The 20163-nt window shown below is 67.8% G+C and carries 19 protein-coding genes; 9 read left to right on the top strand and 10 right to left on the bottom strand.

What is annotated here, in order from left to right; all coding sequences use genetic code 11:
* Positions 1 to 290: 290 nt before the first annotated feature.
* The 7 genes from MTAB308_RS02490 to MTAB308_RS02460 all read left to right on the top strand — a co-directional run bounded on the left by MTAB308_RS02490 (position 291) and on the right by MTAB308_RS02460 (position 8620).
* Complete coding sequence (locus MTAB308_RS02490) at positions 291 to 977, top strand: TetR/AcrR family transcriptional regulator (protein WP_077097582.1); 687 nt, start codon at positions 291 to 293, stop codon at positions 975 to 977.
* Positions 978 to 1152: 175 nt separating this feature from the next.
* Entirely contained in the window at positions 1153 to 2355 is a 1203-nt protein-coding gene (locus tag MTAB308_RS02485) for a cytochrome P450 (RefSeq protein WP_077097580.1), read from the top strand.
* 11 nt (positions 2356 to 2366) lie between these two features.
* Entirely contained in the window at positions 2367 to 3203 is an 837-nt protein-coding gene (locus MTAB308_RS02480) for a mycofactocin-coupled SDR family oxidoreductase (RefSeq protein ID WP_281253067.1), read from the top strand.
* A gap of 18 nt (positions 3204 to 3221) precedes the next feature.
* Positions 3222 to 4190, top strand: a complete 969-nt coding sequence (locus tag MTAB308_RS02475) for an enoyl-CoA hydratase/isomerase family protein (RefSeq protein ID WP_077097576.1) — start codon at positions 3222 to 3224, stop codon at positions 4188 to 4190.
* Between the two features lie 19 nt (positions 4191 to 4209).
* On the top strand, positions 4210 to 6567 hold the full coding sequence (locus MTAB308_RS02470; RefSeq protein ID WP_077097574.1) for a CaiB/BaiF CoA transferase family protein: 2358 nt from the start codon (positions 4210 to 4212) through the stop codon (positions 6565 to 6567).
* Positions 6564 to 7328, top strand: coding sequence for an SDR family NAD(P)-dependent oxidoreductase (locus MTAB308_RS02465; protein ID WP_077097572.1), 765 nt, complete (start codon positions 6564 to 6566; stop codon positions 7326 to 7328). The genes MTAB308_RS02470 and MTAB308_RS02465 overlap by 4 nt, the downstream gene beginning before the upstream one ends.
* Positions 7325 to 8620 carry a hypothetical protein gene (locus MTAB308_RS02460; RefSeq protein WP_083746426.1) on the top strand — a complete coding sequence of 432 codons (1296 nt, stop codon included), beginning with the start codon at positions 7325 to 7327 and terminating at the stop codon, positions 8618 to 8620. Before MTAB308_RS02465 ends, MTAB308_RS02460 begins: the two co-directional genes overlap by 4 nt.
* Here the strand turns inward: MTAB308_RS02460 and MTAB308_RS30200 are convergent.
* The gene (locus MTAB308_RS30200) at positions 8601 to 8723 is read right to left on the bottom strand and encodes a hypothetical protein (RefSeq protein WP_281253061.1); all 123 of its coding nucleotides are present in this window, start codon (positions 8721 to 8723) and stop codon (positions 8601 to 8603) included. The genes MTAB308_RS02460 and MTAB308_RS30200 overlap by 20 nt on opposite strands.
* A gap of 275 nt (positions 8724 to 8998) precedes the next feature.
* Between MTAB308_RS30200 and MTAB308_RS02455 the strand changes: the two genes are divergently transcribed.
* A complete protein-coding gene (locus MTAB308_RS02455) occupies positions 8999 to 10384 on the top strand; it encodes an HNH endonuclease signature motif containing protein (protein WP_077097568.1) in 1386 nt (461 codons plus the stop codon).
* A gap of 2 nt (positions 10385 to 10386) precedes the next feature.
* Here MTAB308_RS02455 and MTAB308_RS02450 read toward each other — a convergent pair whose 3' ends face one another.
* From MTAB308_RS02450 to MTAB308_RS02425, 6 genes are read right to left on the bottom strand one after another with little or no spacing between them, the layout of a single operon-like run.
* On the bottom strand, positions 10387 to 11496 hold the full coding sequence (locus tag MTAB308_RS02450; RefSeq protein ID WP_077097566.1) for a M24 family metallopeptidase: 1110 nt from the start codon (positions 11494 to 11496) through the stop codon (positions 10387 to 10389).
* Positions 11486 to 12730, bottom strand: coding sequence for a M24 family metallopeptidase (locus tag MTAB308_RS02445; protein WP_077097564.1), 1245 nt, complete (start codon positions 12728 to 12730; stop codon positions 11486 to 11488). The genes MTAB308_RS02450 and MTAB308_RS02445 overlap by 11 nt, the downstream gene beginning before the upstream one ends.
* Position 12731: 1 nt before the next feature.
* The gene (locus tag MTAB308_RS02440; protein ID WP_077098129.1) at positions 12732 to 13907 is read right to left on the bottom strand and encodes an amidohydrolase family protein; all 1176 of its coding nucleotides are present in this window, start codon (positions 13905 to 13907) and stop codon (positions 12732 to 12734) included.
* A 10-nt stretch (positions 13908 to 13917) separates the two neighbouring features.
* Positions 13918 to 14865: an SDR family oxidoreductase gene (locus MTAB308_RS02435; RefSeq protein ID WP_077097562.1), complete on the bottom strand. Its 948-nt coding sequence runs from the start codon at positions 14863 to 14865 to the stop codon at positions 13918 to 13920.
* On the bottom strand, positions 14859 to 16082 hold the full coding sequence (locus MTAB308_RS02430) for a cytochrome P450 (protein WP_077097559.1): 1224 nt from the start codon (positions 16080 to 16082) through the stop codon (positions 14859 to 14861). The genes MTAB308_RS02435 and MTAB308_RS02430 overlap by 7 nt, the downstream gene beginning before the upstream one ends.
* A complete protein-coding gene (locus tag MTAB308_RS02425) occupies positions 16079 to 16771 on the bottom strand; it encodes a TetR/AcrR family transcriptional regulator (RefSeq protein WP_077097557.1) in 693 nt (230 codons plus the stop codon). Before MTAB308_RS02425 ends, MTAB308_RS02430 begins: the two co-directional genes overlap by 4 nt.
* 157 nt (positions 16772 to 16928) lie before the next feature.
* On the opposite strand from MTAB308_RS02425, the gene MTAB308_RS02420 reads away from it, so the two are divergent.
* On the top strand, positions 16929 to 17405 hold the full coding sequence (locus MTAB308_RS02420; protein ID WP_077097555.1) for a nitroreductase family deazaflavin-dependent oxidoreductase: 477 nt from the start codon (positions 16929 to 16931) through the stop codon (positions 17403 to 17405).
* A 4-nt stretch (positions 17406 to 17409) separates the two neighbouring features.
* Here the strand turns inward: MTAB308_RS02420 and MTAB308_RS02415 are convergent, their stop codons facing one another.
* The 3 genes from MTAB308_RS02415 to MTAB308_RS02405 all read right to left on the bottom strand — a co-directional run bounded on the left by MTAB308_RS02415 (position 17410) and on the right by MTAB308_RS02405 (position 20126).
* Positions 17410 to 17949 carry a hypothetical protein gene (locus MTAB308_RS02415; protein ID WP_216823639.1) on the bottom strand — a complete coding sequence of 180 codons (540 nt, stop codon included), beginning with the start codon at positions 17947 to 17949 and terminating at the stop codon, positions 17410 to 17412.
* Positions 17949 to 19094 (bottom strand): serine hydrolase domain-containing protein, encoded by a 1146-nt coding sequence (locus MTAB308_RS02410; RefSeq protein WP_077097553.1) that lies wholly within the window; start codon positions 19092 to 19094, stop codon positions 17949 to 17951. Before MTAB308_RS02410 ends, MTAB308_RS02415 begins: the two co-directional genes overlap by 1 nt.
* 90 nt (positions 19095 to 19184) lie before the next feature.
* Positions 19185 to 20126, bottom strand: a complete 942-nt coding sequence (locus MTAB308_RS02405) for a LysR family transcriptional regulator (protein ID WP_077097551.1) — start codon at positions 20124 to 20126, stop codon at positions 19185 to 19187.
* Positions 20127 to 20163 lie beyond the last annotated feature (37 nt).

The following is a 20163-nucleotide window of genomic DNA, read 5'->3' as shown; positions in this document are numbered from 1 at the left end:
CGCCGCGGGTGCCGCCGACGGGGTCGTCGTGGGGGATGCGCTCCTGGGCGACGCGCCGCCGGTCGGGTTGCTCGGCGGTGGCCGGTGTTGCGTTGAGTGGCAGCCACACATCACCGCGCCGAGCAAAAGGACGCTCGTGAGCCTGCGGGTGCCCATCACGCCATTCCACCACACATTTATCGCAGAAAAGGTTGACCCGCGCGCGATTCGCGGACGGTGCCGGGCCAGAGGCGGTCATCCCTGTACGGGCACTACGAATATAGAGTAGCCTCACCGTCTGAGAAAAACGCATGGACAAACGACGAAAGCCCAACCCCGCCGAGCGCCGCCGCGACCTGTGCGATGCGGCGATCCACCTGTTGGCCCACGACGGGGCCAAGGGCTTGAGTCATCTCAAGGTCGACCGCCGGGCCGGTGTGCCGGACGGCACCACGTCGTTCTACTTCCGGACCCGCTCGGCGCTGCTGCGCGCGGTGGCCGAGCGGCTGGCCGAGCTGGACCTCGCCACCCTGCAGTCGGTCGCCGACGACGGCTCCACCGCACGCCCGCACCAGCCGTCGCCGTCGCGCTTGTCGCAGGTGGTGATCCAGGCCGGCACCGAGCCGCAATTGTCGCGGACGAAGGCCCGATACGAGCTGACGATGCAGGCCGCCCGCGATCCCGCGCTGGCCGCGATCCTGCAACAGGCCACGGACGCCTTCACCAAGCTCCACCGGGAGATCCTGGTGCAGCTCATGCCGCGAGGCGGGGAACTGGAGCCGGCCGTGGTCGAGGACCTGAGCAACATCACGCTCACCTTCATCAACGGCCTGCTGCTGCGGTTCGCCCACGGCGACCGCATCATCGACAGTCCCGAGCAACTCGACGGGATCCTGACGGCGATCTCGACCGGCGTTCTGAAGAGTTCGGGCAAAGGGGGGCTCACCCGGACCGGCAACGCCCCGGTGGGCCGCCGGCGGGCGGTCGCGTCGGGTTGAGCGCGCCGACGATGTTTCGCCCCGCCGACTCTTGCCAGGGCACCCGCCGTATGGTTCTCTACGAGAATAGAGAGGCTTTATGGCCAATCGCTCGCGAGGGTGCCAGGGCGCAATTAAGCGGAATGTATAAATCGTCCGGACCGATTCCGGAAATGGCAGCGGCAGGAGAGATTTCGTGACGGCGAGCACGGACAGCGATGTTCATTTCGACCCGTACGATGTCGAGCTGATCGCCGACCCGTATCCGATGTTCGCCCGCCTGCGCGACGAGGCGCCGCTTTACTACAACGCCGAATACGACTTCTACGCGCTGAGCCGCTACGCCGACGTCAACAAGGCCCTGGTCGACCACGGCACCTACAGCTCCGCCCGCGGCGTGATCCTCGAGTTGATCAAGGCCAACCTCGAAATTCCTTCGGGGATGCTGATCTTCGAGGACCCGCCGATCCACGACGTGCACCGCAAACTGTTGTCGCGAATGTTCACGCCGCGCAAGATCAACGCGCTGGAGCCGATGATCCGGGACTTCTGCGCCCAACTCCTCGATCCCCTGGTGGGGTCGGGGCGGTTCGACTTCGTGACCGACCTGGGCGCAATCATGCCGATGAAGGTCATCAGCATGCTGCTCGGGATTCCCGAAGAAGATCAGGAGTACATCCGCGATCGGGGCAACGCCCAACTGCGCACCGAGCCCGGCAAGCCGATGAGCGCCGCCGAGCACGGCCTGTCGGTGGGCGAACAATTCGCGGCCTACATCGACTGGCGCGCCGAGCATCCGTCGGACGACATCATGACCGAACTGCTCAACGTCGAATTCGTCGACGAAAAGGGCACGACCCGGCGCCTCACCCGCGAGGAGATCCTCGTGTACCTCAACGTCGTCGCCGGCGCGGGAAACGAAACCACGACGCGGTTGATCGGTTGGGCGGGCAAGGTGCTCGCGGAGCACCCCGATCAGCGTCGCGAACTTGTCGAGAACCCCGCGCTCATCCCGCAGGCGATCGAGGAGCTGCTGCGCTACGAGCCGCCCGCCCCGCACATGGCGCGCTACGTGACCCGCGACGTCAGCCTGTACGACCAAACGGTGCCCGAAGGCAGCGTGATGATGATGCTGCTCGGGTCGGCGTGCCGCGACGAGCGCCAGTTCGGTCCCGACGCCGGGCAATTCGACATCCACCGCGAGCCGCGGCCGCACCTCACGTTCAGCGTGGGCACCCACTTCTGCCTGGGTTCGGCGCTGGCCCGGCTGGAGGGCCGGGTCGCCCTGGAGGAAATCCTCAAGCGCTTCCCCGAGTGGGAGCCCGACCTGGCCAACGCCACGCTCAGCCCGACGTCGTCGGTGCGCGGCTGGGAAACCCTGCCCACCACGGTGCCCTGATGACAAGTCGGGTGAATGGGCGGGTATCAGGGAAGGTCGCCTTCATCACCGGCGCGGCCCGGGGGCAGGGCCGCAGTCACGCGGTGCGCCTGGCGCAGGAGGGGGCCGACATCATCGCGGTCGACGTCTGCGGACCCATCGAGAACCTCGCCTACCCGCACTCGACCCCCGAGGATCTCGCCGAAACGGCCGACCTGGTGAAGGGCCACAACCGCCGCATCGTGACCGCACAGGTGGACGTGCGTGACTACGACGCGCTCAAGGCCGCGGTGGACGGCGGCGTCGAACAGCTCGGCCGCCTCGACATCATCGTCGCGAACGCGGGCATCGGCACGTTCGGCAACAAGCTGCACAAGATTCGCGAGGACGTCTGGCAGGACATGATCGACGTGAACCTGTCCGGCGTCTGGCACACCGTGAAAGCCGGTGTGCCGCATATCATCGCCGGCCAGCGAGGCGGCTCGATCGTGCTCACCGGCTCGGTCGGATCGCACAAGGCGATGGCGTACACCGGCCACTACATCGCCGCGAAGCACGGGGTGATGGGGCTGATGCGCGCGTTCGCGGTCGAGCTGGGCCAGCACATGATCCGGGTGAATTCGGTGCACCCGAGCCAGGTGAACACGCCGATGACGATGAACGACGTGACGTTTCGCCTGTTCCGACCGGACCTGGAGAATCCCGGACCCGACGACTTCGCGCCCTTCTCGCAGATGACCCACACGCTGCCGGTGCCCTGGGTGGAAGCCGCCGACATCAGCAACGCCGTCCTGTTCCTCGCCTCTGACGAATCCCGTTATGTCACCGGCGTTTCCCTGCCCGTCGACGCGGGTGCCTTGCTCAAGTAGAGAAGTGGAGAAGAACCGATGCCCGAGTACGACTACGAGAAGCTGAAGAAGGAAGCCGAGCAGTACATCAAGTTCGAGAAGGACAAGAAGAACCGGATCGCCTACATCACCTTCGACCGTCCCGACGCGCAAAATGCCACCACTTTGGGCATGCGACAGAACTACGCCGACCTGATCCACAAGTGCAACGTCGACGACGACGTCAAGGTCGTCGTGATCCGCGGCGAGGGCGAGGATTTCGGCAGCGGCGGGGACCTCCCCGAGCAGCGCCCGATGCTGGAGAACCCCGGCCTGCCGCTGCTGCACGAGCTCGCGATCAACGACGACGACGTCAAGTACCCGCCGGGCGGGTCGTACCGCTACCTGTCCACCGTCACGGACTTCTACGCCAAGGCCCGCGCGGGAAACCGTCCGCTGCAGGAGCTTCGGAAGATCAGCATCATCGAGGCCAAGGGGTACTGCTACGGGTGGCATTTCTATCAGGCAGGCGACGCCGATCTGGTGGTCTCCTCCGATGACGCCCTGTTCGGGCACCCGGCGTTCCGCTATGTGGGCTGGGGCCCACGCCTGTGGTGGTGGGCGGAGACGATGGGCCTGCGGAAGTTCTCCGAAATGCTGTTCACCGGGCGACCGTTCAGCGCAAAGGAAATGTACGACTGCGGCTTCGTCAACAGCGTGGTGCCCCGCGAGAAGCTCGAGGACGAGACGCTGAAGTACGCGATGGCCTGTTCCCGGTCTCGTCCGACGGACACCGTCGCGGTGCAAAAGACGTTCCTGGAGCTGTACAAACAGCACAAGGGCGAATACTTCGGCAGCCTGCTCACCGGCATGGTGGAGGGCATGTTGCCGCTGATCCAAAACGACGCGCAGGAGGTCGACCTCACCGAGGGCACCTTCGAGAAGGGGCTCAACAACGTGGTCAAGGACAACGACCTGAACTTCCCGCCGGAATGGCGCCTCAGCCGCTCGGGCCGAAAGAAGCCCTGACGGCTTTGAGAGGGCGCCCATGCCGGCACTGACGGGCATCCGGGTGCTCGAATTGGCCGGAACCGTCGCGGGGGAGTACTGCGGGAAGCTGCTGGCCGATTTCGGCGCCGAGGTGATCAAGGTCGAGGCGCCGGAACGCGGCAGCCCCACCCGCACGATGGCGCCCCTGCTCGCCGAGGGGCGCGAAGGCGGCGCGCTGTTCGCCTACCTCAACACGAACAAGCGGTCCGTGGCCCTCGACGTCGCCTCGGCGTCCGGCATCGAGCGCCTGCACGAGCTGATCGGGACGGCCGACGCGGTCATCGAAGACCGCGCCTCGGGCTGGTCCGAAAGGCATCCGTCCGTCGTGTTCTGCTCGATCACGCCTTTCGGCCACGGCGCGTCAGCGGAGTTCGACAATGCGAAGAGCATCAACGTGTTCCACGCCAGCGGCTGGGGGTATCACACGCCCAGCCACGCCGATCCCGGCAGGCCGCCGCTGCAGGGCCCGGGCCGGTTCCTGGTCGATTACGAGGCGGGACTCGACGCGGCCCTGTGTGTCGCGTCAGCGCTGTTCCGGCGCCTGCACACCGGGCAGGGCGAATTCATCGACGTGTCGCAGCACGCCGTGCTGGTCGCCCGGGCCGACTGCATCCTGGGCCGATTGGTCACCGGGGAGGTTCCCGCCGAGGGTCACCGCGGCGATTACGACCAGGCGGGCCCGGCGGCGTTTTTCGCCTGCGCCGACGGGTTCGTCTACCTCTACATGACCAGCCGCGCCCACTGGCTTGGCGTGCGGGAACTCATGGGGCATCCGGACTGGCTGACCGCCTTCGATGACGACTGGCTGGAGTTCTCCGTCACGGCGGAGAAGGTCGCCGCGTTTCAACGCGGATTCGCCGCATGGGTCAGGGACCTCGACAAGGAGTCCACCGCCGACCGGGCGCAGCGGTTGGGGGTGCCGCTGGTTCCCGTCAACGATGTCGCCGATCTGCACCGCTCGCCGCAGTACCGCCACCGCGGCTTCTTCCAGCGCATCCACCACCCCGTGCTGGGCGACGCGGCATACCCCACCGTCCCGTACGCGCTCAGCGCTTCACCGGCCCGAATCGCTTCCGCCGCACCCACTCTCGGCCAGCACACCGCCGAAATCCTGGGCCGGGCCGAGGGGCCGCGCACACCACCGCCGGTCAAGACGCCGCAACTCAAGCCGCCCAAAAGCCCCCGCGGGGGCCCGCTGGAAGGCGTGCGCGTCGTCGCGCTCACCAAGGTATGGGCCGGCCCGTACGCGGGCAAGCTGCTGGCGATGCTGGGCGCCGAGGTGATCAAGATCGAGACGGCGACCGCGCCAGAGGAGATGCGGGCCTACGGCGGCACCGACATCAACCACGCGCCCTACTTCCTCAGCATCAACCCCGAAATCCTCAGCGTGGACCTCGATATCAAGTCGGCTGAAGGCATGGCGCGGCTGCGGGAGCTGATCGCCCGCAGCGACGTCGTGATCAACAATTTGCGACCGGGCGCCATGGAGCGCCAGGGCTTGGGCTATGAACAAATGACGGCGATCAAGCCGGACATCATTTCGGTGTCGATCAAGATGTGGGGCAACGACGGACCGCTCGGCCATCAAACCGGGTACGCGCCATGCTTCGCCGCGCTGGCCGGGCTCGCCTCGCTGGTCGGCTACCCGGGTGGCCCGCCGCTCGGGACGAGCATGCGCTATGGGGATTCCACGGTCGGCGCGGCCGCCGCCTACGCAGCCGTGGTGGCGTTGCTGCACCGGGAGCTCAGCGGCGAGGGACAATTCGTCGACGTGTCGGCGGTGGAAACCCTCTCGTCGATGATCGGGGACTGCCTGCTGGAGCAAAGCCTCACCGGGAAAGGCCTGGGCCCCAACGGCAACGGGCATCCCGACCTGTGTCCGCACGGCTGCTACCCCTGCTTGAACGAGTCCTGGGTCACGCTGGCCGTGGCCAGCGACGCCGAATGGCGCGGCGTGTGCGCAGCGCTCGGCGCCGCGGCGCTCTGTGACGACGCACGGTACGCGACCATGAACGAACGACACCGGCACGCCGAGGCGCTCGACGCCGAGCTCGCGCGGCTTACCCGAAACCACGATGCCGAGCAGCTCGCGCACCGGCTGCGCGCGGTGGGCGTGCCGGCAAGCAAGAGCGCCACCGCGCTCGACGTGATTGCCGATCAACGATTGTGGGATCGCGAGTTGTATCGGTTCGTTTCCGATCACCGGGAGGGCCAGCGCCCGATACTGGGGCCGTCGTGGCGGATGTCGCGCGCCCCGACTTGGATCGAGCGCGGCGCACCGGATCTGGGCGAGGACACCGAGTACGTTCTGCGTGAGATCCTGGGCACCGCAACACGGACGGGAGGCCAACCTTGACGGATCGGCTGGCGGGCACGGCGGCGCTGGTGACCGGCGCCAGCAGCGGCATCGGAGCGGCAACGGCGAAAGCGCTGGCCGCCGAAGGCGCAGCGGTGGCCCTACTCGCGCGCCGCGCCGACCGACTGGCCGATCTGAAAAGCGAGATCGAATCCGACGGGGGCATAGCGCTGGCCGTGACCGCCGATGTCACCGATGCCGGGGAGGTGGCGGCGGCGGTGCAACGAGTCGTCGACGAGCTGGGCCGGCTGGACGCCGTGGTGAACAATGCCGGGCTGATGCGCTCGGGGCCGGCGGCCGAGGCCAGCCTGCAGGACTGGGACGACATGGTCGCGGTCAACGTGCGCGGGGTGCTGTATGTCGCCCGCGCAGCGCTTCCTCACCTAGTCGACGCGGCCACCAGCTCGCCACGCGGCGTCGCCGACCTGGTCACGATCGGATCCACCGGCGGCTGGGTAGCGCGACCGAACACCGCGGTCTACTCGCTGACGAAATTCGGCGTGAACGCGTTCAGCGAGGGCATCCGCCAGGAGATGCTGGGCAAGCGGGTGCGCGTCGGCGTCGTCAGCCCCGGCACCGTCGACACCGAAATCTTTGCCCATCTGGCCGAACCCGCGCGAGCGGCGGTCGAGCGACAGACCGCCGGCATGGTCAAGTTGCGGCCGGAAGACATTGCCGACGCGGTGCTCTACATGGTGACGCGGGACCGCCGGGTTGCGGTCAACCACATGCTGGTGCGTGCGGCCGAGCAGACATGGTGACCGGCGCCCAGTTCGGCCTTCCCATCCCGGCCGACCCGGCGGCGCTACGCGGCGGCGGTGAGCGGTTTCTCACCGAGGCCTTCCGGGCGTCCGGCGCGCTCTCGGTCGACAACGCCGTCACGAGCATCACCGAGTGCCGCGAGGTCGCCGGAGGCAGCACCGGGCGCAAGCTCGTCCTGTCGGTCGAATACGGCAGGCCGCAGCCCGGCGTGCACACCGAGCTGTTCGTCAAGTTCTCCCGCGACCTCGAGGATCCGCTACGCGACAGGGGCAAGACCCAGATGGAGCCGGAGGTCCGGTTCGCCACGCTGTCGCGCATGCCCGGATTTCCTATCGCGGTACCCGTCGTGCAATTCGCCGACTACGATCGCCCAAGCGGGACCGGCATCCTGATCACCGAGCGAATCCCGTTCGGCCGCGACGGAATCGAGCGGCAATATCACAAATGCCTCGACTACGAAATGCCCGATCCCGTCGAGCACTACCGTGCTCTGCTGACCGCGCTGGGCCGCCTCGCGGGCAGCTACGGATCGGCATCCCTGCCGGGCGCGCTGGCCGCGTATTTCCCGCTCAACGTGCAGGGCGCGACCGTGGGAAAACGAGCCCCGCACGACGCCGCGAGCTCGGAGCGGCGCCTGGCCCAGCTCCTCCACTTCGTCGAAACCCGGCCCGGGCTGGTGCCCGCCAACGTCCGCTCACCGGAGTTCTTGGCGCGCTTGCGCGAAGACGTCCCGCGGGTCGCAGGCCACGAGCACACAATCATGCGACAGCTGGCCGCCGACGCTGACTACGTCGCGCTGTGCCACTGGAACGCCAACGTCGACAACGCCTGGTTTTGGCGGGATGCCAGCGGCGCCCTGCGCTGCGGCCTGCTGGACTGGGGATGCGTCGGGCAGATGAACATGGGCATGGCGCTCTGGGGGGCCATGTCCGGCGCCGAAACCGGCTTATGGGACGGTCATTTCGGCGAATTGCTCGAACTGTTCGTCGCGGAAACGCGGCGGTGCGGCGGGCCGCGACTCGATCCCGACCGATTGCGCCGGCACACGCTGCTCTATGCGGCGGTGATGGGCGTCGCCTGGTTGCTGGACGTGCCGGCGTTGGTGCACAAGCGATTTGGAGCCGCCGCCCCCGGAGGCCGCACCGATCCGCGGGTCAGGAACGACGAAAGCGTGCGCGCGCCGCTGCAGATGCTGTCCAACCTGCTGAACCTCTGGGAACGGCACGGCATCGGCAACCTGCTCGATGAGGCCCTGGCCGAGGACGGTTCCGTCAGCCCGCCGGCAGCTTGAGCCCGAATCCCTGCGCGTCATCCCCCATCCAGGGGAGGCCGCCCCCGGTCGCCCGGGAACCGACGTGATCGGTGACGTACACGCTGTTGCCACTGGGGTCCACGCCAGGTCCTGCTCGCCCGAGCTGGATCGAACAGCGAATCGTCCATCGTGGTTCCTTGCGCTACGTCAGGCCGAAACCTACGGCCGATCACTTGCGAAATTCTTGCCGTCTGCTTCGCTACCGATCCCAATTCCGAAACTTTGGTCAGCACATCGCCTCACCATGCGGCCGGCGGCGCGGTAAGTCGCGGAAGTTCGGAGATCCCTTGTGTCACAGCTGTTTCAGTGGTCACAAAGCGGGCATTGTTGTCGGTGGGTGTTCGTAAAGTTTGGGGCATGGGTACGAGCAGTCGTGAGGAGATCGTCGAGGTCTTTCGCGCGCTCGACCACGATGCGGAGCGCCTGTGCGCGTTGTCCTTTGACGTGTTCACCACACCGGAACGGTTACGGGCCCTGGAGCACCTGGAGCGCGTGGCACGCCGGCTGCGCACACCCGAGCACGCGTTGATCAACGAACTCGGGGCGCGGGCCAGCAAGGAAGAGTTGGGCGGCACCCTGCGCTCGGCGCTGGCCGACCGGTTGCGCATCACCAGGGCCGAGGCGGGGCGGCGCGTCGATGAAGCCGAAGATTTAGGCGAGCGCCGCTCGCTGACCGGTGAGCCGCTGGCGCCGCAACTGAGCGCGACCGCGGCCGGCCAGCGTGAGGGGTTGATCGGCGATGGCCATGTGAAGGTGATCCGCAGCTTTTTCGCCCATCTGCCCACCGAGGTGGACCTGTTCACCCGGCAAGCCGCCGAAGCAGACCTGGCCGAGAAGGCCCGCGAATACCGCCCCGACGAGTTGGCCAAATACGCCAGGCGAATCATGGCCTGCCTCGACCCCGACGGGGAATTCAGTGACGCCGAGCGGGCCCGACAGCGCGGCATCACGCTGGGCGAGCAGCAATTCGACGGGATGTCGCGCATCAGCGGCCTGGTGACGCCGGAATTGCGCGCCGCCATCGAAGCCTGTTTGGCCAAGCTGGCCGCCCCCGGGGCCTGCAATCCCGAAGACGAGACACCCGTGGTCGATGAGGCGCCCGACGAGGACGCCGTGCGGCGCGACAGGCGATCCCAAGCCCAGCGCAACCATGACGGATTCCTGGCCGGCCTGCGCGGCCTGTTCGCTTCGGGCCGGCTCGGCCAACACAATGGGTTACCGGTGTCGATCGTGGTGACCACAACGCTCAAAGAGTTGGAGGCCGCCGCCGGCAAAGCCCTCACCGCCGGCGGCACCCTGGTCCCCATCTCCGATGTGATCCGCTGGGCCGGCCACGCCCACCACTACCTGGCGATTTTCGACAACGGCAAGGCCCTGGCGCTGCATCACACCAAGCGGCTGGCCTCACCCGCGCAGCGAATTGTGCTCTACGCGAGGGATCGCGGCTGCACCAAGCCCGGCTGCGACGCCCCCGCCTACCACAGCCAGGTCCACCACATCCGGGGATGGGCGGCCACCCGCCGTACCGACATCGACGACCTAACGCTGGCGTGCGGCCCCGACAACCGACTCGCCGAACAAGGCTGGACCACCCGCACCAACGCCCGCGGCGAAACCGAATGGATACCCCCACCCCACCTGGACCGCGGGCAACCCAGAACCAACACGTTCCATCACCCCGAAAAACTCCTCCACCACGAAGACGACGACGAAGACGGCGAGAGAGAGCGGGCAGCGTCCTAGTGTCAGCTGGGATCGCCGGTCAGCACCTCGGCGCCGCCGTCGGTGATGTGGACGGTGTCGCGGCGGAACACCCCGCCGATGCCCTCCTGCCACACGTAGCCGCTGACGGCCAGCACCATCCCGGCTTCGAGCCGGTCGAATTCGCCTGCGGCCGAGAGTGTTTCGGACACGACGGGTGGGTCGAAACCGAGTCCCAAGCCGTGCGCAACGGGAATGGGCGGGAGCGGCTCGCCGACCGCCTCGTAGGCGGCGAGCAGCCCGACGGTGGGCGCGCCGGGGCGGCAGGCGGCAATCATCTTGTCGCACAACGCCTCCGAGCGCCCGAAGAGCTGCCGGGCCGCGCCGTTCGCGGGGTCGCCGACCTGGAAAGTCCTGGCCACCTCGGCGACATACCCGTCAGCTAGCGCGCCGACGGCCAACGCCACCAGGTCACCGGCCCGAACGTCGCCGTGGCAGCGCCGCCACGGGTGCTCCCGCGAAGTCACCCAGGCGACGTCCTGGGTGGCCGGCGTGCTCACCCCGCCGGCGGCCATGGCCTCCAGCGCGGCCCCGGCCAGCGTCCGCTCGGACACTCCCGGCCGCAACTCCGCCAGGGCGGCGGCGAGTCCCCTGTCCGCCACGCGCAGCGCCGGGCCCATAGCTGCGATCTCATCGGCTGTCTTGACGCGGCGCGCGGTTCGCATGGCCGGCTCGCCGTCGACGAGTTCGGCGCGGGGGAAGGCCTCGGGCAGCAACGCCGCGAAAGTCGGTGTGATGGCATCCGTTCCGACGCGGCGCGCCGTCGCGGCGCCGTCGATGTGCTTGAGCACCTCGACGAGGGTCATCGGGTTCCAGGCCAGGCCATACAGGTGATCGCGGCCGATCTCGTCAGGGACCCCCTCGTCGTCGGTGCTGTTGAGGTAGATCGCCCCGGTGGCGCGCACCACGACGCACATCGGACCGAACGGTCGCGTCCCGGCTATCCACAGTTGCGGGGCGCCGGTGACGTAGCGAATGTTGGCCTGCCGTCCCAGCACCAGGATGTCGAGGTCGTGCGCCTCCATTTGCGCCAGCGCCCGCTCGCGACGCCCCGTGCGCAACGACGGGGGGTCGGGCAAAACTTCAGTCGCCATAGGGGGAGTAGGGGTAGTCGGTGATCGGCGTGTAGCCGTCTTCGGTGATCACCACGATCTCCTCACTGCGGTAGCCGCCGGTTCCGTCCTCCCACACCACCGGTTCGAGCACGAGCACCATGCCGGGTGGAAAGACAAAGTTGTCGTCGAATTCCTCGCCGAGATCCGTTCCGATCATCGGGGCTTCGGCGGGGTAGGTGCCGATGCCGTGTCCGAGATAAAAGTGCGGTAGCCACGGCTTGCGGCCGCCGTTGGCGGCGATCGCCGCCCGCGCCAGATCCCCCGACGTGACGCCGGCTTTGGTCACGGCGAGCACTTCGTCGAGGATGGCTCGCCACCGGCGGAATTGCTCCTGTTGCCGCGGCGAGGGCTTGTCGCCGACGAGCCAGGTTCGCCCGAAGTCCGAGCAGTATCCGGCGTAGCTGATGCTGATGTCGGTCCACAGCACGTCGCCCGCGGCCAGCTCCCGCGCGGTGGGAAGCAAGGGCAACGCGAGATCACCGTGCGTGGTCCACACCCCGGCTTCCCGGGAACTGGGCATCACCTGCCAGATGGCCTCGAGCATGTTGGTGGTGGCGCCCAGCTCGAAGGCGCGCCGGACCAGCCTGGCCGACAGGTCGATCTGCCGAACGCCGGGTGCCAATGCCGTCTGCACGTCGGCCATGGCCCGCTCGGTGATGCGGCAGGCGCGCCGCAGGCAGGAGATTTCGTCGCGCGTCTTAACCAGCTGCGCCGCGCCGAGCACGATCGCCGCGTCCGATGGCGGGCCGGAGGGAAACAGCGCGTCGCCCGCCCGCCGCATCGCGCCCGTGAGCTCGTCGACGGCCACGGTCGCGCCCGGCGGGATCAGGTTGGCCAGCTCGCGCGCGAAATCCCGCACTCCCTGGTCGAATTCGAGATACACCGGCCCGTGCAGGTGGTCCTCGGGAACCGGTCGACCGGATGATTCGGGGAACGCCCCGCCACCCAATGGCAGGAACAGGTGCGGGTATTCGTCGTCGGCCAGCACGACGGCCACCGGGCGCTCAACGTGCGAGAGGCCCGCGTCGAGCAGCGGCCAGCTGGTGCCCGTCGCGTACCCGACGTATCCGTTCATCAGCAGGATGAGCGCGTCGACGCCGTGGTCAGACATCGCGGCCCGCAGGCGCGCGCCGGTCTCGGCGCGCATGCGCTCCCAGTTCGGCTCGTCGGGAATGTCGAAGACCGAGCCGCGGGCGGTGAGTGAGTTCGTCATCCTAAACGCCCAGAAACGCCTTGACGTTGCCGCTGACGACGCGGACGGCGTCCTCGGGGCCGACGGCGTCGACCACCGCGGCCAGCGACCGCTCCGAGTAGCCGAAAGTGCTTTCGTTGTGCGGGTAATCCGATGACCACATCACTTTGTCGATTCCGATCTCCTCGATTTGGGCGAGGCCCAGCCCGTCGACCATGAACGACGCGCACATGTGCTGGTCCCAGTAGTAGCGTATGTCGTGCTCGGGATGCTGTGTGAGCATGTGCCGGTAGGAGGCCAGCACGTGCTCGGCGTCCTGCAGAGCCGGCGGCACCCAGGCGATTCCGCCTTCGAACCAGCCGACGCGCAGCGAGGGATGCCGGTCCAGGATGCCGCCGAAGATGTACTTGGAGAACATCTCCCGGAAGGAGTCGATGTTGACCATCATGGCGACCGCCACGCTGTTGACCTCGCTCGGGCACTTGGGCTGGCTTTCGCCGATGTGGTGGGTGACCGGCAGGCCCGCCTCCTCGACCTCGTCCCACACGGCGCTCATCGCCGCGCTCGAGTAGTCGATGACGTGTCCGCTGTCGTCGTTGCCGGGGTTCAACGGCATCAGAAAAGTCTTGAGCCCCAGCAACTTCAGCTCGGCCAGGGTGCGGCGGGCGCCGCGCGGGTCCCACCAGTTGATCAGGCCGACTCCATAGGAGTGGCCGTTCGAGCGCTCCTGTACCGCGGCGATGTGTTCGTTGTAGATGCGTAGAATCCGTTCGCGCAGGTCCTTATCGGGATAGTGGAACAAGGCCAGCACCGCGTTGGGGAACACCAATTCCTTGTCGACCCCGTCTTCGGCGAGTTCGCGGACGCGGGCGTCGATGTTGTTGGAGACCGCCCCGGCCAGGTCGTCGTATTGCATGAGCACGGCGCTGAAATCGCCGACCACCATCGATTGTCCCGGACGGCCGAGCAGGTAGGCGCCGTCCTCGTACCAGATCCGCGGCGCGTAGTCCTTCAGGTCGTCCGGGAAGTGCTCGTAGAAGATATCGTCGGCCACCGAGATGTGGTTATCGGCCGAGAACACCTCCGTGCCGGCCGGCAGGCGCGTTGCCGGCGCGGGGTTGTCCATGGCGTGACCGCGGCGGTGCTTGGGCGCCCCGATCACGCCCTCCGGGTACAGCGTGCGGGCTTGACCTGACATCATCGTCCCTTCATTGCGAGTACCTGACCCCGGTGGACTGTTCGGAAAGCTGCCACAGGCGATCCCTGTCCACCGCGCTGCGCGCCAAGCTGGGGATCGCGGCGAAGGTGACTCCGCCCCCGGCGGTTTCGTAGAAGCCGCGCGGGCCGTAATACCTGCCACCTTCGGCGCCGTGCGAAACCGCGGCGTACAGCGACGGCTTGATGCCCTCGTCGACGTCGAGCCACATGAAGGGCAGCAGGCGCCAGGTCAGCCTGGTCAGCCGCGCCTGCAGCGTCGGCTTGTCTCGGCCGTAGGACGCGCCGCTCAACAAATTGGTCTTGCTCAACCCCGGGTGCGCGGCGTTGGACATCACCCCCCAGCCGCCGAGGCGGCTGCGCCGATCCAACTCGACCGCGAACATGAGTTGCGCCAGCTTGGCCATGCCGTAGGAGCGCATCGGTCTGTAGCCATGCTGCGCGTTGGGATCGTTGAAGTCGAGGCCGCGCTGCGTTGCGGCGATGCTGCTGACGGTGACCACGCGCGCGGAGGTCGCCGCGCGCAGCAGGGGCAGCAGGTGCCCGGTCAGCGCGAAATGGCCCAGATGGTTTGTGCCGAATTGCAATTCGAAGCCGTCGTGTGTTTCTTGGCGCTCTGGCGGTGTCATGACGCCGGCGTTGTTGATCAGGATGTCGATCGGGCGGCCCTCCGCCGTCAGCTCCTCGGCGAACGCCGCCACGCTCTTCAGGGACGACAGGTCCAGATGCCTGATGGCCAGCTTGGCCGCCGGTGCCTGCCGGCGGATCTCGGCGATCGCGGCCTCGCCCTTCGTCCGGCAGCGGATCGCGAGGACGACGTCGGCGCCCGCGGCCGCCAGCCGTTTCGCCAGACCCAGTCCCAGACCGCTGTTGGCTCCGGTCACGACCGCGAACCTGCCGGACAGGTCCGGCACCTCGAGGCTCAGATCGGGCTTCACCATGCGACGGGAAGCTCGTAGACGCCGTACGCCAACGAGTCGTGTTTGAACGGCAGCTCCTCGAGCGGGACCGCCAGACGCAGCGTCGGGACGCGGCGCAGCAGGGTGGGCAGCACGATCTGCAGTTCCATCCGGGCCAGTTGCTGACCCACGCATTGGTGGCGGCCGTAGCCGAAACCGACGTGCGCGCCATCCTCGCGGCCCAAGTCCAGCCGATCCGGGTCGGGGAACTGGCGGGGATCCCAGTTCGCCGGTGCGACGTCGAGGATGATGCCCTCGCCGGCCCGGATGGTCTCCCCGCCGACCTCGATGTCCTCGACGGCGATGCGACGCTGGCCGGTCTGGATGATGCTCAGGTAGCGCATCAATTCCTCGACCGCGGTGGCGACCGTCTTCGGGTCCTCGGCGTCACGCAGCACCGCCGCCTGATCGGGGTGCTCGAGCAGTGCCGCCACGCTCAGGCTGAGCATGTTCGCGGTGGTTTCGTGCCCGGCGATCAGCACGCCGAGGGCCAGCTGGGTGGCCTCGCGCACGCTGAGCTCTTCGGCGTTGACCCGCTCCGCCAGATCGGACACCAAGTCCTCCGAGGGGTCTTCCATCTTGGCGCGGATCAGCTTGGCGATGTATTTCGCCAACGAGGCGGCGCCCTGGGCGGTGTCCTCCTCGGTCGCGTAGCGCCCGGTGCCGCGTTGCGCCTGTTCCTGGAAGAAATCCGCGTCCTCGTAGGGCACGCCCAGCAGTTGGCTGATGACGAGCGAGGGGACCGGCAGCGCAACGGTGCTCACCACGTCGCCGGGGTTGGGGCCGGCCAACAGGGCGTCGATGCGATCGTCGGCGATTTTCTGCACCGCCGGCCGCAGCCCTTCGACGCGCTTGAAGGTGAACGGCTTGGACAGCATCCGGCGGAACCGGGTGTGCTCTTCGGCGTCGGACGTGAACACCGAGCGCGGCCTTTTGTGGACCGTCGCGACCATTCCTTCGTTCCAGTGCGGATAACCCGGCAGGCGGTCGTCGACGCTGGTGCGCGAGTCGGTGAACAACGCCCGTATCGCGTCGTAGCCGTGGATCAGCCAGGGCGTGCTGCCGTCCCAGATCCGCACCCGGCTCAGCTGCTTGTCGGCGTTGAGCGCCAACGCCTCCGGCGGGGGCGCGAAGGGGCAACCCGGCGCCCGCGTCATCGGAAAATCGGGAACATCGGTGGCGGTCGAGATCTCGGTCATCGTCCTCCTCGGTTCTCATCTGCCGCGCCGACATGGACCGGCGCGCGCCACAGACCGACGATCGCGTCGATCAGTCCCTCGCCGGCAACCGGCCAGCTGGACCGCGACCGCGGCCCGTGTTCGGCCAGGGCGCCCTCGTGCTCGGCGCAGGTATGCATCAGGAGGTTGCGGACCATCACGATTCGCTCGAAACGCACGCGCTTGGGCAGCTCGGGCAGGCACCGGGTGATCCCGTCGATCGTCTGCACCAACCGCGGCGACGTGAGCGCGTCCTTGGTGACGACCTGGCGATAGGTGGGATCCGCCATCGCCTGGGCGGCAAACCGTGCGTACCAGCTCGGGGTGCCCAGCGCGGCCAGGTGATCGGTGAGGGGGCGCACCAAGGTGCCCACCCAATCCCGAAGCTCGGTCGAATCGCCCACGTCGGCGAGCATTTGCGCGCGCAGTTCCTCGATCGGCTCGCGATGCTTGCTTTCGATGGCCCTGAGCAGGTCGGTCCTCGTACCGAAGTGGTAGCAAGCCGCGGCGTTGTTACCTTGCCCGGCCGCCTCGCTGATCTGCCGGTTGGACACCGCGTACATGCCACGCTCGGCGAACAGCACCTCGGCGGCCGACAAGATCGCCTCTCGGGTGCCCGTCGACCTCTCGGAGCGAGCCATCCGCTCGGCGGTCATCGCCTCAGTGAACACTGCCGACGAGATTAAATCAAACAATTTATTTAACCGCGACCAGAGGGGCCGCCCGAGGGCGCAGACCGGACGCGCCGCCGCAGGCGAAATCCCTACTGGGCGGGATCATTACGCGGTTGGGATGCCCGGGCGGACCGGTCGGGAATAGAGTACGGCTGTGAATCCGCTGCAGCGGGTGGCGCGCAACCCGACCGCCTACCGCTGGTTGGTGCTCCGGGGCCGACCGGTCACCCAAGGGGCCGAAGCGCTGCTCCGCTTCGCAAGCAACGGACGCCTCGGTGTCCTGGACCTGACCGGGGTGCCCAACGTGCAAGTCACCACGTCGGGGCGCAAAACGGGTCTTGCCCGCACCGCCACCGTGCAATGTGTGCCCACCGAGGACGGGCTGCTGGTAGTCGGCTCCAACTGGGGTCTGCCCCGCCACCCGTCGTGGTCCGCCAATCTCAAAGCGGCAGAACGGGTCACCGTTCGCAGGCGTGGCCACCGATTCACCGCGAAGGTGCGCCTGCTCACCGGTGAAGAACGCGCCACGGCCTGGGCCACAGTGCTCAGGCACTGGCCCAATTATCAGATCGCCCAGGACCGCGCCGGCGGCCGCACGTTTCGGCTGTTCCTTCTCATACCGAATTCGTAAGCGCTCAGCCGGTGAGGCCCCTTTTGATCGCCGCGTCCTGCTTTGTGCCGACGTCGGCCACGAAGTCCGGCGCCACGAGGTCATCAGGCGGGCCGTCGAATTCCAGCTCGGCGAACGCCCTGCCCTCCGTGAACATCAGCACGGTGACCGACTTGGATCCGTCGGGCGAGGGTCCCGAGATCGTGGTGCCGCCGGTGCCGACGGCGTTCGCTTCGGGTATGCCGTGGACGTAACCGTCGGTTGTCGCCTTCGCCGATTCCAGCGCGCGGGCCGCCGCGGTGGGGTCCGGCAGGATCTGGACGCTGTCGACGATGACATGGGTGCGGTCCCGGTCGCGGAATGTCGCCGTGGCGCCGGGCTGACCGTTCGGGTTGTTGATCGGGGGCGCGGCCATGAAGGTCTGCGGAGCCGCGAGATCGGTTGCCCGGATCAACAATTCGGTGTAGTCGGGCGGCTGGGCGAGGGCCCCCGGCGACGCCACCGACAGCGTCAGACCGACCGCCGCGATGACGGCCGGAAGACGCCGGGCGGCGGCGGATGCCATCAGGGGGCCGATCCGAGCGCGTCGAAGATCAGTTCGCCGTAGGTCGCCATCCGGTCCGAACCGAGGACACCGGGCCCCATCTTGTTCATCACGTAGGAGACGGTGGTTCGGCGGTCGGGCCACGCCAACACCATCGATCCGCCCCAGCCACCCCAGAAGCAGATCCTCTCGTCGGGGACATAGGGGAGCGCCTCCTTCTGCGGAAGGCCATATCCGAGGCCCCAGCGCAGCGGTGCGGGCAGCACGAGGTCGACGCCGCATGCCTGTTCCTCGAAGATCTTCTCGACGGTCTCGGGTTCGAGCAGTCGAACTCCACGAGCCTTGCCGCCCAACGAAACCACCGACAGGATCGCCGCCAGGGAACGGGCGTTGCCGTGGCCGTTCAGCGCGCCCATGTCGGCGTCGCGCCAGGCCGGCGTGTTCGCGGCGTCGGCGTTGGGCGGTGGACCGCTGAAAGTTTTGCGCATCGGGCTGTCCTCGGGAAGCTGGTCAACGGGCAGCTCGAGGGGAGGTGGCGGGACGATTTCGGCGATGCGGTCGTAATCGGCGGGCACCGCACCGATTTGGAAGTCGGCGCCCAACGGTCCGGCTATTTCGTCACGGACGAACTCCTTGAGCGAACGCCCGGTGACGCGGCGTATCACCTCGCCGATGAGGTGGCCCTGATTGTGCGCGTGATAGCCCGAGGCGGTACCCGGTTCCCACCACGGCGCTTGGGCCGCCAGGGCCGCGGTGGCCCTGTCCCAGTCGTACATGTCCTCGGTGGCGAACGGTAAGTCCCAGCCGGACACCCCGGACGTATGCGACAAAATGTGGCGAATCTGGATGTCCTGCTTGCCATTAGCAGCAAATTCGGGCCAGTAAGCGGCCACCGGCGCGTTGGGTTCGACCAGGCCGCGGTCGATGAGCATCAGCGCGGCCAGGCTGGTGACCGTCTTCGTGGACGACCACACGTTGACGATGGTGTCCTCGGCCCAGGGCCTGGTGCACGCGGCGTCCGAATACCCGCCCCAGATGTCGACGACGCTTTCGCCGCCGATGTCGATGGCGATGCACGCGCCCACCTCTTCGCCGGAGGCGAGGTTTTCGGCCAATGCCGCCCGGACCCCGTCGAAACGCGCGTCGCAGTGTCCAATGACGTCCACCTGATCAGCTCCGTTTCGCCGTGCGCCCCCGATGTGACGTCCGTCACCACGAGCGAAACATAGGGGACGAACGGGCGGCGGGCAAGGGAGCTAACGAGCCGCGTGGCCGGCAATGTGCGTGAGCAGGTCCCGCGCGACTCCGGCGGACGGTGTGCGCCCACCGACCCAGATGGCCCGCAGCTGGCGTCTCAGGTCCAATTGGGTGATCGGCGCCGTCCGCAGCCGTCCGATTGCCAGGTCGTCGGCGACCGCCAGCCTGCTCATTACCGCGGGGCCCGCTCCCGCCGCGACCGCGGCGCGCACCGCGGCGGCGGAGGACAGCTCGAGAACCGGATGCGCCTGCTGGGCGGACTCGCCCAGCGCTTGGCGCAGCGCGGCGGTCAGCGCATCGCGCGTCCCCGATCCCTGCTCGCGAGTCACCAACGGCGTCTGACTCAGTTCGACCGCGGTTATCGATCGATGGCGGGCTGCCCATTTGTGGTCCGGGGGCACGATCAGCACGAGCTCGTCGTGCGCGACCACCTTGCTGCGTAACTCCTTGGGCAGGTGGGGCGTCTCGATGAAGCCGAGATCGGCTTTCCCGTCGCGCACGGCGGTGATCGCCTGATCGCTGTTTGTGGCGGTCATGATGACCTCGGGAGTTGTGGCTCCGAGCCGGCGGGCCGCGACCTGCAGGGATACCAGCCAGCGCGGCATGAGTTGTTCGGCGATCGTGAGGCTGGCCGCCACCCTGACCCGCTTGCGCCTTTCGGCTCGCAGTGAGGCCAACCCGGCATCCACGTACTGGGCGACGTCGAGCAAGCGATCCGCCCACTCCGCGACGACGACTCCCGCGGGTGTGAGTTGCGAACCGCGTGGTGTCCGAATGACCAGCGCGATCCCGGTCTGGGCCTCGATCGAGGCAAGCCGCGCCGAAACCGCTTGCTGTGTCAGCCCGTATTCCCGGCCTGCGGCGGCGAGGCTGCCGGTTCGGGCGATCGCCAAGAAAATCTCGAACGCGGACAGCTGCGGTATGTGACTGCTCAGCGGCATGACGATCCTTCGGGTACAAGGCGGCCTTGGGGCTACT

It is taken from the genome of Mycobacterium terramassiliense, assembly GCF_900157385.1.
GTDB classification, from domain to species: Bacteria; Actinomycetota; Actinomycetes; order Mycobacteriales; family Mycobacteriaceae; genus Mycobacterium; species Mycobacterium terramassiliense.
The sequence above is the reverse complement of the archived record's forward strand: the minus strand, read 5'-3'. Positions and strand labels throughout refer to the sequence as shown.

Excerpts from the sequence above, each read along its gene's own strand:
- MTAB308_RS02490 (WP_077097582.1), top strand. The coding sequence starts at position 291 with ATGGACAAACGACGAAAGCCCAACCCCGCCGAGCGCCGCCGCGACCTG.
- MTAB308_RS02475 (WP_077097576.1), top strand. The coding sequence starts at position 3,222 with ATGCCCGAGTACGACTACGAGAAGCTGAAGAAGGAAGCCGAGCAGTAC.
- MTAB308_RS02470 (WP_077097574.1), top strand. The coding sequence starts at position 4,210 with ATGCCGGCACTGACGGGCATCCGGGTGCTCGAATTGGCCGGAACCGTC.
- MTAB308_RS02455 (WP_077097568.1), top strand. The coding sequence starts at position 8,999 with ATGGGTACGAGCAGTCGTGAGGAGATCGTCGAGGTCTTTCGCGCGCTC.
- MTAB308_RS02450 (WP_077097566.1), bottom strand. The coding sequence starts at position 11,496 with ATGGCGACTGAAGTTTTGCCCGACCCCCCGTCGTTGCGCACGGGGCGT.
- MTAB308_RS02445 (WP_077097564.1), bottom strand. The coding sequence starts at position 12,730 with ATGACGAACTCACTCACCGCCCGCGGCTCGGTCTTCGACATTCCCGAC.
- MTAB308_RS02440 (WP_077098129.1), bottom strand. The coding sequence starts at position 13,907 with ATGTCAGGTCAAGCCCGCACGCTGTACCCGGAGGGCGTGATCGGGGCG.
- MTAB308_RS02435 (WP_077097562.1), bottom strand. The coding sequence starts at position 14,865 with ATGGTGAAGCCCGATCTGAGCCTCGAGGTGCCGGACCTGTCCGGCAGG.
- MTAB308_RS02430 (WP_077097559.1), bottom strand. The coding sequence starts at position 16,082 with ATGACCGAGATCTCGACCGCCACCGATGTTCCCGATTTTCCGATGACG.
- MTAB308_RS02415 (WP_216823639.1), bottom strand. The coding sequence starts at position 17,949 with ATGGCATCCGCCGCCGCCCGGCGTCTTCCGGCCGTCATCGCGGCGGTC.
- MTAB308_RS02405 (WP_077097551.1), bottom strand. The coding sequence starts at position 20,126 with ATGCCGCTGAGCAGTCACATACCGCAGCTGTCCGCGTTCGAGATTTTC.